15 protein-coding genes are annotated in these 11,081 nt (G+C 68.1%); 9 read left to right on the forward strand and 6 right to left on the reverse strand.

Annotated features, from left to right (window positions below):
• Positions 1-109 precede the first annotated feature (109 nt).
• Positions 110-910, reverse strand: a complete 801-nt coding sequence (locus ACO6VK_RS20195) for a tRNA threonylcarbamoyladenosine dehydratase (protein WP_422510258.1) — start codon at positions 908-910, stop codon at positions 110-112.
• Positions 911-1,005: 95 nt separating this feature from the next.
• On the opposite strand from ACO6VK_RS20195, the gene ACO6VK_RS20200 reads away from it, so the two are divergent.
• Both ACO6VK_RS20200 and ACO6VK_RS20205 read left to right on the forward strand, forming a co-directional pair.
• Positions 1,006-1,446 (forward strand): hypothetical protein, encoded by a 441-nt coding sequence (locus tag ACO6VK_RS20200; RefSeq protein WP_422510260.1) that lies wholly within the window; start codon positions 1,006-1,008, stop codon positions 1,444-1,446.
• 118 nt (positions 1,447-1,564) lie between these two features.
• On the forward strand, positions 1,565-2,050 hold the full coding sequence (locus tag ACO6VK_RS20205; protein ID WP_422510262.1) for a glycine zipper 2TM domain-containing protein: 486 nt from the start codon (positions 1,565-1,567) through the stop codon (positions 2,048-2,050).
• Positions 2,051-2,123: 73 nt separating this feature from the next.
• Here ACO6VK_RS20205 and ACO6VK_RS20210 read toward each other — a convergent pair whose 3' ends face one another.
• The gene (locus ACO6VK_RS20210; protein WP_136003348.1) at positions 2,124-2,333 is read right to left on the reverse strand and encodes a cold-shock protein; all 210 of its coding nucleotides are present in this window, start codon (positions 2,331-2,333) and stop codon (positions 2,124-2,126) included.
• A 237-nt stretch (positions 2,334-2,570) separates the two neighbouring features.
• Here ACO6VK_RS20210 and ACO6VK_RS20215 point away from each other — a divergent pair, with 237 nt between their 5' ends.
• The 3 genes from ACO6VK_RS20215 to arsC all read left to right on the forward strand — a co-directional run bounded on the left by ACO6VK_RS20215 (position 2,571) and on the right by arsC (position 4,720).
• Positions 2,571-3,056: a DUF456 domain-containing protein gene (locus ACO6VK_RS20215; protein WP_422510264.1), complete on the forward strand. Its 486-nt coding sequence runs from the start codon at positions 2,571-2,573 to the stop codon at positions 3,054-3,056.
• Positions 3,057-3,197: 141 nt separating this feature from the next.
• Positions 3,198-4,370, forward strand: coding sequence for a phospholipase A (locus ACO6VK_RS20220; RefSeq protein ID WP_422510266.1), 1,173 nt, complete (start codon positions 3,198-3,200; stop codon positions 4,368-4,370).
• Entirely contained in the window at positions 4,370-4,720 is a 351-nt protein-coding gene (gene arsC, locus ACO6VK_RS20225; protein WP_422510268.1) for an arsenate reductase (glutaredoxin), read from the forward strand. The genes ACO6VK_RS20220 and arsC overlap by 1 nt, the downstream gene beginning before the upstream one ends.
• A 30-nt stretch (positions 4,721-4,750) precedes the next feature.
• Here arsC and ACO6VK_RS20230 read toward each other — a convergent pair whose 3' ends face one another.
• Complete coding sequence (locus tag ACO6VK_RS20230) at positions 4,751-5,083, reverse strand: hypothetical protein (protein ID WP_422510270.1); 333 nt, start codon at positions 5,081-5,083, stop codon at positions 4,751-4,753.
• Between the two features lie 65 nt (positions 5,084-5,148).
• Complete coding sequence (locus ACO6VK_RS20235; protein ID WP_422510272.1) at positions 5,149-5,784, reverse strand: glutathione S-transferase family protein; 636 nt, start codon at positions 5,782-5,784, stop codon at positions 5,149-5,151.
• A 172-nt stretch (positions 5,785-5,956) separates the two neighbouring features.
• Here ACO6VK_RS20235 and ACO6VK_RS20240 point away from each other — a divergent pair, with 172 nt between their 5' ends.
• The gene (locus ACO6VK_RS20240) at positions 5,957-6,592 is read left to right on the forward strand and encodes a LysE family translocator (protein ID WP_422510274.1); all 636 of its coding nucleotides are present in this window, start codon (positions 5,957-5,959) and stop codon (positions 6,590-6,592) included.
• Between the two features lie 21 nt (positions 6,593-6,613).
• Here ACO6VK_RS20240 and ACO6VK_RS20245 read toward each other — a convergent pair whose 3' ends face one another.
• Positions 6,614-7,189 carry a TetR/AcrR family transcriptional regulator gene (locus ACO6VK_RS20245; protein WP_422510276.1) on the reverse strand — a complete coding sequence of 192 codons (576 nt, stop codon included), beginning with the start codon at positions 7,187-7,189 and terminating at the stop codon, positions 6,614-6,616.
• A 120-nt stretch (positions 7,190-7,309) separates the two neighbouring features.
• Between ACO6VK_RS20245 and ACO6VK_RS20250 the strand changes: the two genes are divergently transcribed.
• Complete coding sequence (locus ACO6VK_RS20250; RefSeq protein ID WP_422510278.1) at positions 7,310-7,858, forward strand: acyl-CoA thioesterase; 549 nt, start codon at positions 7,310-7,312, stop codon at positions 7,856-7,858.
• Positions 7,859-7,890: 32 nt separating this feature from the next.
• Here ACO6VK_RS20250 and ACO6VK_RS20255 read toward each other — a convergent pair whose 3' ends face one another.
• Positions 7,891-9,408, reverse strand: a complete 1,518-nt coding sequence (locus ACO6VK_RS20255; protein WP_422510280.1) for a fumarate hydratase — start codon at positions 9,406-9,408, stop codon at positions 7,891-7,893.
• Between the two features lie 185 nt (positions 9,409-9,593).
• On the opposite strand from ACO6VK_RS20255, the gene ACO6VK_RS20260 reads away from it, so the two are divergent.
• Together ACO6VK_RS20260 and ACO6VK_RS20265 are read left to right on the forward strand one after the other, a co-directional pair.
• Positions 9,594-10,490, forward strand: a complete 897-nt coding sequence (locus ACO6VK_RS20260; protein ID WP_422510282.1) for an RNA polymerase sigma-70 factor — start codon at positions 9,594-9,596, stop codon at positions 10,488-10,490.
• Positions 10,491-10,525: 35 nt separating this feature from the next.
• Positions 10,526-10,969, forward strand: a complete 444-nt coding sequence (locus ACO6VK_RS20265; RefSeq protein ID WP_422510284.1) for a carboxymuconolactone decarboxylase family protein — start codon at positions 10,526-10,528, stop codon at positions 10,967-10,969.
• Positions 10,970-11,081: the final 112 nt, after the last annotated feature.

The following is an 11,081-nucleotide window of genomic DNA, read 5'->3' on the forward strand; positions in this document are numbered from 1 at the left end:
CTGCCCGGCTGCCTTTGGCGCGAACCCGAAATACCCCGCACACCCGCGCACCGCGCGCGCGTCCAGCCGGGCAGAGCCCGGCGCTACTTCAGCCGGGCAGAGCCCGGCTCTACGACGCGGTTGCGGGCTTCTTCAGCAGCATCTCCAGCGCCTTGCCGACCGCCGCAAACGCGAACGCGCCGGTGATGTGCGTGGCCGCGCCCAGCCCGGCGCCGCAGTCCAGCTTCAGCGCCGCATCGGCGCCGAGGTTCGGGCGGATGCCGCACACGCTGCCATCGGCCTGCGGGTACTTCACGTTCTCCAGCGAGTACACCGCCGGCACGCCGAAATAGCGCGATGCGTTCTTCGGGAAGTTGAAATCGCTGCGCAGCTTCTTGCGGATCAGCGCCATCATCGCGTCGTGCTCGGTACGCGACACGTCACGGATGCGCACCAGGGTGGGATCGGTGCGGCCACCGGCGGCGCCCACGGTCAGAATCGGCAGCTTGCGGCGGCGGCACCACGCGATGGTTTCGACCTTCACACGGAAACTGTCGCAGGCGTCGATCACCAGATCGAAATCACGGTCCAGCAGCTCCACCATGTTGGACACGGTCAGGAACGAGGCGACCGCATCGACGCTGATGTCCGGATTGATCGCACGGCAGCGCTCGGCCATCGCCTCGGCCTTGTTGCGACCGTACTGGCCGGCCAGCGCCGGCAGCTGGCGGTTGGTATTGGACACGCAGATGTCGTCGGCATCGATCAGGGTCAGGTGACCCACCGCCGTGCGGGCCAGTGCCTCGACCACCCAGGAGCCCACGCCGCCCATGCCGACCACCGCCACCCGGCGGCTCGACAGCAGGTCCACGGTGCCCACCCCATACAACCGGTCGATGCCGGCAAATCGTTCGCGCAGTACGTCATTCATCGGCGCATTTTAATGCCCTGCGGCCCGCACCGGTACGCGCCGTGGACAGGACGCGTCGTACCATCGCCGCAGCCACCCTCAAGGAAGCCCTCACCATGAACGACCCCGTGTCCCCGCCCCGCCGCCCCTCGGCCGCCTACCGCTATCTGTTCGTGGGCCTGCTTGGGCTGGTGGTCGGCCTGATTGCCACGGTGATGGCGTCGCGTGCGATCCAGGCCCGCCAGGACCCCTTCCCGGATTCGCTGATGCACGTGATGAACCGCCAGGTCGAGCTGCTGCAGGCCGCGCAGGCGCAGAACCGCTGCAGCCTGGCCGACACCGTGCCGCGGTTGCAGACGCTGCGTTCGCTGTCCAACGATCTGGACCTGGCCTTTCCCGGCCTGAAGGACAGCCAGGGCTTCCAGCAGCACGCCAGCGCCCTGCGCGCCACGCTCAACGAGGCGCTGGCGGCACCGCCGACCGACTGTCCGGGCATGGCCACGCTGGTGGAGAAGATCCAGACCGACTGCAAGGCCTGCCACCAGGATTTCCGCTGATTCATCTTCCAGCCACGCTGGCGGCCCGGGATTGGCACGCTGTTCACGCAGCACAGGACACGATCTGTTCCATGCGCACCAGACGCATTCGACCACCCCTCTGGCCAGGAGATACACCATGAAGATTCAACTGATTGCCGCCGCTGCCGTTGCCACCGTCGCCCTGGCTGGCTGTGCCACCACCTCGCCGGGCTACGGCGGCGGTGGGTACAACAACGGTTACGGCAACTCCGGCGGCAACTACAACACCAACCGCTGTGCCGACTGCGGCATCGTGACCCGCATCAACCAGGTCGCTTCGGGCCGCAGCGCACCGAGCGCGACCGGCGCGGTGCTGGGTGGCATCGTCGGCGCGGTTGCCGGCCATGAGATCTCCGACCACACCGGCGGCAGCCGCGGCAACAAGAACATCGCCGCCGCCGCAGGCGCGGTCGGTGGCGCGCTCGCCGGCAACCAGATCCAGAAGAACGTCACCAGCGATACCTTCGACATCACCGTGCGCATGGATGACGGTCGCACGGTCGTCGTCAACCAGCGCGATCTGGGTGGCATCCGCGAGAACACCTATGTCCGCGTGGTCAACGGCAAGGTGATCCTGCGCTGATCCGCACCGCCCGCCCGCACCATGAAAAAGGCCCGCTTGCGCGGGCCTTTTTCGTGCCAGTGCGTGGCCGACCTCAGGTCGGTTCCACGGCGTCGGCCTGCAGGCCCTTCTGGCCCTGCACAACCGTGAAGGTGACCTTCTGGCCTTCCTTCAGGCTCTTGAAGCCCTGGGTCTGGATCGCGCGGAAATGCACGAACACGTCTTCGCCGTTCTCACGGCTGATGAAGCCGAAGCCCTTGGCATCATTGAACCACTTGACAGTACCGGTCTCACGATCAGCCATCTCACTCACTCCCTGGTGACTCTGCTCTTGTTGTTGGATACGCCTGATTGGGCGGCTGACAGCAAGGGGGAAGCGAGGTGCAACGATGCAGCGGATCCGGAAGATCTACCATCATCAGGCCACGATCCACGGTGACCTTGCCAAGCTCAGCGACTGCAACTTAACCCGGGCAAAACGAAAAAGCAACTGGCAAACATTTCGGATGTCAACCCCATTTACCACACCATACTGGACAGCATGGACCTCTCATTCATCTTGTATCTGCTAGCGATCCTGCTGGTGCTTGCCGGCATCGCCGGGGTCATCCTGCCGGCCCTCCCCGGCATCCCCCTGGTGTTCGCCGGCCTGCTGCTTGCCGCCTGGGTGGACGGGTTCGCGCACGTGGGCTGGCTGCCCCTGACGGTGCTCGGGCTGCTCACCGCCCTGTCCTTCGCCGTGGACATCCTGGCCACGGTGGTCGGTGCCAAACGGGTGGGAGCCAGCCGCAAGGCGCTGTGGGGCACCTTCATCGGCAGCATCGTGGGGCTGTTCTTCATGCCGCTGGGGCTGTTTCTGGGCCCGCTGGCCGGCGCCCTGCTGGGCGAGTACTGGCACGGCCGCGAACTGGGACGCTCGACCAAGGTCGGCCTGGCCACGTGGCTGGGCATCCTGCTGGGCGTGGCATTGAAGCTGGCGCTGGCCATCGCGATGCTCGGCCTGTTCGCGTTCGCGTGGTTTTTCTGAAGGCGCTTTCACACCCTCCCCACACCGTCGCCGGGCATAACGTCGCAGCAGCAGGTGATGGCCGCGCGCTGGCATGAAAACAGGGCAGCGGCGACACTGTGGCGGCAATCCCATTCATTTTTGTCACTTGGCCCCGTGTTCATGACCCTTGCCCTTCCCCGCTCCGCGATGTTCCTGGCCCTGGCCGCCACCGCCACCGCCACCAGCCTGCCGCTGGCCGCGCAGGAGGCCGCACCGAAGCCGGCCTCGCCGGAAGCGTGCGCCCTGGTGGACACCGATGCCGCGCGCCTGACCTGCTATGACACGCTGTTCGGGCATACCCGCGGGGTCACCGTGGCCGCCGACGCGGCCGCCACGGCAGCCCAGCAGGCCCGACGCGAGGAGCGCCAGGCCGCCCGCAGCGCCGATGCCGACGTGCCGACGGGGCAGCGGGTCAAACAGCGCTTCGGCGAGCTGTTCCAGAACGACGGCCGCGACTCCGCGCTGGCCAATGCCGGCAAGGGCTCGCTGCTGGACAGCCGCTGGGAACTGGCCCAGGACTCCAAGCTGGGCGCCTTCCAGCTGCGTGCCTACAAGCCGGTGTACCTGCTGCCGGCGTTCTGGACCAGCGACAAGAACCAGACGCCGCAGTCCCCCAACCCGGCCAACACGGTCACCACGCCGCAGCTGCTGGACAGCAACGAACTGAAGTTCCAGCTCAGCTTCAAGACCAAGATCGTGGAGAACGTGTTCGGCGACAATGGCGACATCTGGGCCGGCTACACCCAGAGCTCGCGCTGGCAGGCCTACAACGCCGAGAACTCGCGTCCCTTCCGCGAAACCAATTACGAACCGGAAGTGATGATGATGTTCCGCAACGGCTACTCGATCGGTGGCTGGCGCGGGCGCATGAGCGGGATCAGCCTCAACCACATGTCCAACGGCCGCCCCGACCCGCTCTCGCGCAGCTGGAACCGGGTGATCGCCACCATCGGCCTGGACCGCGAGAACTGGGCTCTGGTGCTGCGCCCGTGGTACCGCATTCCGGAAGACCGCAAGGACGACAACAATCCGGACATCGAGGATTACATGGGCCGCGGCGACGCCACCCTGACCTGGAACCGCAACGGCCACGAAGTGTCGCTGATGGCGCGCCATTCGCTGCGCGGCGGCGATCGCTCGCACGGTGCGGTGCAGCTCGATTACGGGTTCCCGATCAGCAACCTGCTGCGCGGCCACGTGCAGGTGTTCGACGGTTACGGCGAAAGCATGATCGACTACAACCACAAGGCCACCTATGTCGGCGTGGGCGTGTCGCTGCTGGAGTGGTACTGATGGCGGTGACGATCTGGCACAACGCGCGCTGCAGCAACTCGCGCGGCGCCCTGGCGCTGATCCGCGAAGCCGGCATCGAACCGACGGTGGTGGATTACCTCGCCACCCCGCCCGACCGGGCCACGCTGGCCGCCGTCATCGCGCGCATGGGCATCGCCCCGCGCGCGCTGCTGCGCAGCAAGGAAGCGGCATACGCCGAACTGGGGCTGGATGATCCGGCGCTGGATGACGCGGCCCTGATCGACGCGATGGCGGCCCATCCGGCACTGATCAACCGCCCCATCGTCGAGACCCCGCGCGGAACGCGGCTGTGCCGCCCGCCGGAAACAGTGCTGGACCTGCTCGCGTAACCACCCAGCAGCGGCGGCGGGCCTGCCGGGTCAGCCGCAACGGGCCATGCACACCGAACGCCGTTCCTCGCAGCCCATCTGCACGCCGCTCTGCTGGCACGCGTGCGCCTTGAGCTCGCAGGCGCGGCGCAGTTCGGGATGCTCGATGTCCTTGCAGCGCTTGTCCGGCTGCGGCGCCATCTGCTGCTCGCAGCTGCGGTCGTGGCTGTCCTTCGGCGTGGCCATGCAGCTGCGATAACTGGCCTGGCATTGCATCGCGCACTGCGCGCCGGCGGTGAACCCGGTGTCGGCAGCCTGGTCGCCGCTGCTGGCACAGCCGGCCAGCAGCAGGGACAGCACCAGCAGACAGACGTTCCGTGACATGGCGTACTCCTTGATGCGGTTGATGCTGGGGTCAGCGCTCGATCATGCGGCCGCCGCTGCCACGCTCAACGCCAGTCGGTGATGCCTTCGCGACGATACACCTCGATGAAGGCCGGCCGTGCCTTGAGCCGATCGGCGTACGCCTTCAGCACCGGCCAGGTATCGCTTGGCGTGGGCATGTTGCGCGACCAGCGCAGCAGCATCACCACCATGAAATCGACCACGCTCACCTGTTCGCCGAGCATGTAGGGGCCGCCCGCGTCCACGTGTTCGGCCAGCCGCTGCCACGCCGCTTCAAGGCGTTCGCGCGCGTGCCGCCGGGTCGCTTCGGCCGCCTCCGGCCCGGCCATTTCATGCGCGTAGAACCACGCACGGTAGGCCGGCTGCACGGTGTTGGCGCACCAGAACATCCAGCGGTAGGCCTCGGCACGGGATGCACTCCCCACCGGCGGCAGCAGGCCCGCCTGCGGATGCAGATCGGCCAGGTGCAGCGCGATCGCCGCCGCTTCGGTCAGCACCTGGCCATCCAGCACCAGCGTGGGCACCACACCGGCCGGATTCAACGCCAGATACTCGGCGGTCTTGTGTTCGCGCGCGTCGAAATCCAGCAGCACCAGCTCATGCGGCAGCCCCAGTTCCAGCAGCAGCCAGTGCACCACCAGCGACGCTGTGCTGGACGAACCGTAGAGGGTGATGTGCATGGGCGCTGCCTGCCGGGAAAACGCCGAGTATGCGCTGCGGCGCGTGCCGATGCGATGCCGCGCCGGCCGGGTACAGATGCCACGCGACATTGCACGGGACTGTCGCTGTCGGCGCCCGCTGCTGCGGCCTAGCATGTGCCGCCTCGCCCTTTCGTCTCCACGGTACAGCACCATGCCGGACGCCTCCGCCCTGCTCGCCTTCGGTCTGGTCGCCCTGGTGATGGTGCTTACACCAGGCCCGAACATGGTCTACCTGATCTCGCGCTCGGTCAGCCAGGGGCGCGTGGCGGGCTGGATCTCGCTGAGTGGCATCGCGGTGGGATTCATGACCTACCTGGCCTGCGCCACGCTGGGCCTTACCGCGCTGTTGATGGCGGTGCCGTTTGCCTACGACGCGCTGCGCATTGCCGGCGCGCTGTATCTGCTGTACCTGGCCTGGCAGGCACTGCGCCCCGGTGGCCGTTCGCCGTTCCAGGTGCGTACGCTGTCACCGGACCGCCCGCCGCGCCTGTTCGCGATGGGGCTGCTGACCAGCCTGTTGAACCCGAAGATCGCGGTGATGTACCTGTCGCTGCTGCCGCAGTTCATCCAGCCCAGCGGGCACGGCAGCGTTGCACTGCAATCGGTGGCACTGGGATCGCTGCAGATCGCCATCAGCCTGGGCGTCAACGCGCTGATCGTGGGCGTGGCCGGCGGCCTGGCCGCCTTTCTGGCCGACCGGCCGCGCTGGCAGGCGCTGCAGCGCGCGGTGATGGGCACGGTGCTGGGCGGCCTTGCCCTGCGCATGCTGTTCGACGCGCGGCGCTGAGCGCCGCGTCCGCCGCACCGCTCAGGGCGTGGCGACCAGTGCCTCCAGCTGCGCGGCCACCTGGTCGAACGGCTCAATACTGCGCTGCGCCCGGCACATCACGATCACCCCTTCAACGCTGGCGATGATCAGGGTAGCCAGCCGCGCCGCGGCGTCGGGGGCGTGGCCCTGCGCCTGCAGCGCGGCCGCCAGCCGGCGCTGCCAGTCGCCGAAGGCGGCGGCGGCGGCATCCAGCGCCTCCACGGCGATGTCGTCGATCGGCTCCTCGACCGCCACGCCCATCACCGGGCAACCACGGCGGAACTCGGTGGCGATCAGGCTCTGCCGCCACGCCGCCAGATAGGCACGCAGCCCGGCAAGCGCCCCGTCCTGCAGGTGCCGTTCCAGACGGGCGCCGACATAAGCGCCGGCCAGCTCGATCGCTTCCACCACCACCTGCTGCTTGCCGCCCGGGAAGTGATGGTAGGTGGAGCCCAGCGGCGCCTCGGCGCGCTTGGTCATCTCACGGATGCTGGTGGCGTTGAGGCCATGCCGGGCCAGCATCTCCACGGCGGCCACGACCACGCGCCCACGCGGATTGGTGTGTCGATTGCTCATGCGGCGACCCTTGCCATGACAGTCGTCATAGCCTACCGTAACTGACTATTACACTCGTCATAGTCGAGCTTCAGCCATGCGCTTTTCGTCCGTTCTGCCCCGTCCCGCCGGCGTTCCGGCATGAACCTCTGGTTCCGGCTGCTGTGGCTGCTGCTGAGCTCGCCGTGGCGTCCGCGCCTGCCGGCCCCCGACGGCGTCTCGCGGATCCGCTCGCGGGTGTGGATCAATGACCTGGACGTCAACGGCCACATGAACAACGGCCGCTACTGGACGCTGTTCGATCTCGGCCGCATCGACCTGATCCTGCGCAATGGCATTGGACGGGCCGCCCTGCGCAACAAGTGGGCGCCGATCGTCGGTGCCGGCGCGGTGCGCTTCCGTCGGGAGTTGAAGCTGTTCCAGTCCTTCACCCTGGAAACCCGCGTGCTCGGCTGGCGGGACGCGCGCATGGTGATGCAGCAGCGTGTGCTGATCGGCAACGACGAGGTGGTCGCCACCCGCGCCCTGCTGCTGGCCGGGTTCTACGATCGCCGTGCACGTCGTTTCGTCAGCGCCGATGACCTGCTGGGCGCAGTCGGCGTGCGCGATGCGGTCTCACCGCCCCTGAACGAGCCCGCCCAGGCCCTGCTGGACCTGGAAGCATCGATGAAGGACGACGGCGCGGTGTAAGGGTACCGGCCGGCGGCCGGTACCCCGCCGGATCAGGCCACGACCACCGGAATCCGGCCGATGCGGGCCTGCCATTCGCGCGGGCCGGTGATGTGCACCGACTCGCCGGTGGAATCGACCGCCACGGTGACCGGCATGTCCTGCACGGTGAACTCGTAGATCGCCTCCATGCCCAGGTCGGCGAAGCCGACCACCTTGGCCGCCTTGATCGCCTTGGACACCAGGTACGCCGACCCGCCGACCGCCATCAGGTAGGCCGACTTGTTGTCGCGGATCGCCTCGATGGCCGCCGGGCCGCGTTCGGCCTTGCCGACCATGCCCAGCAGGCCGGTCTGTTCCAGCACCTGGCGGGTGAACTTGTCCATGCGGGTCGCGGTGGTCGGGCCGGCCGGACCCACCACTTCGTCGCGCACCGGATCGACCGGGCCCACGTAGTAGATGAAGCGGCCCTTGAGGTCGACCGGCAGCGGCTCGCCCTTGTCCAGCATTTCCACCATGCGCTTGTGCGCGGCATCGCGGCCGGTGAGCAGCTTGCCGTTGAGCAGCAGGGTCTGGCCCGGGGTCCAGCTGGCCACGTCTTCCGGGGTGATCGTGTCCAGATCGACACGGGTGCCCTTGGAGGCGTCGTAGGTGATCTGCGGCCAGTCTTCCAGCGACGGCGGGTCCAGCATCACCGGGCCGCTGCCGTCCAGGGTGAAGTGCGCGTGGCGGGTGGCCGCGCAGTTCGGGATCATCGCCACCGGCAGGTTGGCGGCGTGGGTCGGGAAGTCCTTGACCTTGATGTCCAGCACCGTGGTCAGGCCACCCAGGCCCTGCGCGCCGATGCCCAGCGCGTTGACCTTGTCGAACAGTTCCAGGCGCAGTTCTTCGGCCCGGTTGGAGGCCCCGCGCGCCTTGAGTTCGTTGATGTCGATCGGCTCCATCAGCGATTCCTTGGCCAGCAGCATCGCCTTCTCGGCGGTGCCGCCGATGCCGATGCCGAGCATGCCCGGCGGGCACCAGCCAGCGCCCATCGTCGGCACGGTCTTGAGCACCCAGTCCACGATCGAGTCGGACGGGTTGAGCATGGCGAACTTGGACTTCGCTTCCGAACCGCCGCCCTTGGCCGCGACGATCACCTCCACGGTGTCACCGGGCACGACCTTGACGTTGACCACGCCCGGCGTGTTGTCCCTGGTATTGACGCGCTTGCCGGCCGGATCGGCCAGCACCGAGGCGCGCAGCTTGTTGTCCGGATGGTTGTAGGCCCGGCGCACGCCTTCGTTGGCCATGTCTTCCACGCCCATCGTGGCGTCGTCCCAGCGCACGTTCATGCCGATTTCCAGGAACACGGTGACGATGCCGGTGTCCTGGCAGATCGGCCGGTGGCCTTCGGCGCACATGCGCGAGTTGATCAGGATCTGGGCCATTGCCTCCTTGGCGGCAGGCGACTCCTCGCGCTCGTAGGCGGCGGCGAGGCTCTTGATGTAGTCGACCGGGTGGTAGTACGAGATGTACTGCAGCGCGTCGGCGATGGACTGGATGAGGTCTTCCTGCTTGATCGATGTCACGACTTGCTCGCTTGCTGGAGGCTGGCGGGGGTTAGCCGCTCATTTTACCCCCAGCGGCCCACCGGTGCTGCCCCTGCGTGCCGGCCGGCGCCGGGGGTGAGAATGAGTCGCAACGCTGCGTTTTGAGGCACAGTGGCGTCCCCACCTTCCTGTCACGGCAGCGCCCGCTGCGGCGTCCTCCCTGCATGCACAGCACCGATACCTTCCAGACCCATCGCCCGCGCCTGTTCGCCCTCGCCTACCGCCTGCTGGGCAGCCGCAGCGATGCCGAGGACGTGGTCCAGGACGCCTGGCTGCGCTGGCAGGGGGCCGACACCGCCGCCATCCGCGACCCGGAAGGCTGGCTGGTCACCGCCACCACCCGGCTGGGGCTGGACCGCCTGCGGGCCGCGCGCAACGCGCGCATTGACTACGTCGGCCCCTGGCTGCCCGAACCGCTGGAGATCGCCCTGGACCCGGATCCGATGCACGACCCGGCGCAGCACCATGCCCGCGCCGACGATGTGTCGGTGGCCTTCCTGGCGCTGCTGGAGCAACTCAAGCCGGACGAGCGCGCCGCCTTCCTGCTCAAGGACGTGTTCGACTACGACTACCCCGAGATCGCTCCGCTGCTCGACCACACCCCGGCCAACTGCCGCCAGTTGGTGCATCGCGCGCGCCAGCGCCTGCAGACCGGCCGCCCGCGCTTCGCGGTCAGCGCCGCGCAGCACCGCACGCTGCTGGAGCGCTTCATGCAGGCCACCGAACAGGGCGACCAGGCGGCGATCCTGTCGCTGCTGCACGCCAACGCGGAGATGGTGTCCGACGGCGGCGGACGGGTCACCGCCGCGATCCGCCCGCTGCTCGGTGCCGAGCGCATCGCCCAGCTGTTCTGGGCCATCGCCCGCCGCAACGGCTCGCATCCCGGCCGCATCGGCTCCGTCAACGGCGAGCCGGCGATTCTGCGTTTCGACGGGGAACACCTGCACTCGGTCACCACCGTCACCGTGGACGACGGCCGCATCGTACGGGTGCTGAGCGTATTGAATCCGGACAAACTCGGCGGCGTTGTCACAGCGCGCGACGGTGCGGCGTCCTCCTGATGAAGACGGCCATCGGGGCCGTCACGGAGTCCACGATGTCCGCTTCTCCCCGCGTTCCCTACACCCGCCTGGCCGCCGACGCCTTCAAGGGCCTGCTGGCCACCAGCAAGGCCGTGCACGACAGTTCGGTCGACCCCACCCTGATGGAACTGGTTTTCCTGCGCGTCTCGCAGATCAACGGCTGCGGCTACTGCATGGACATGCACGGCACCGCCCTGCGCAAGGGTGGCATCGAGCCGCGCAAACTGGACACGCTGCCGGCGTGGCATGAAAGCCGCTTCTTCGATGCCCGCGAACGCGCCGCACTGGGCTGGGCCGAAGCGCTGACCCGCCTGCCCGACGGCGCCCCCTCCGACGCGGCCTTCGACGCCCTGGCGCCGCACTTCGACGAAAAAGGCATCAGCGACCTGAGCATGGGCATCGCCGTGATCAACGCCTGGAACCGCCTCGGCGCCGGCCTGCTGCCGCCGCTCCCGTAACAGATCCCGGTAGTGCCGGCCGCTGGCCGGCTCCCCACGATGTCGGCCACACCCGTAGTGCCGGCCGCTGGCCGGCTCCAAACGATGCCGGCCACACCCTGGAGCCGGCCAG

This window comes from Stenotrophomonas sp. GZD-301 (assembly GCF_049310345.1).
In the GTDB taxonomy this organism is placed as follows: domain Bacteria; phylum Pseudomonadota; class Gammaproteobacteria; order Xanthomonadales; family Xanthomonadaceae; genus Stenotrophomonas.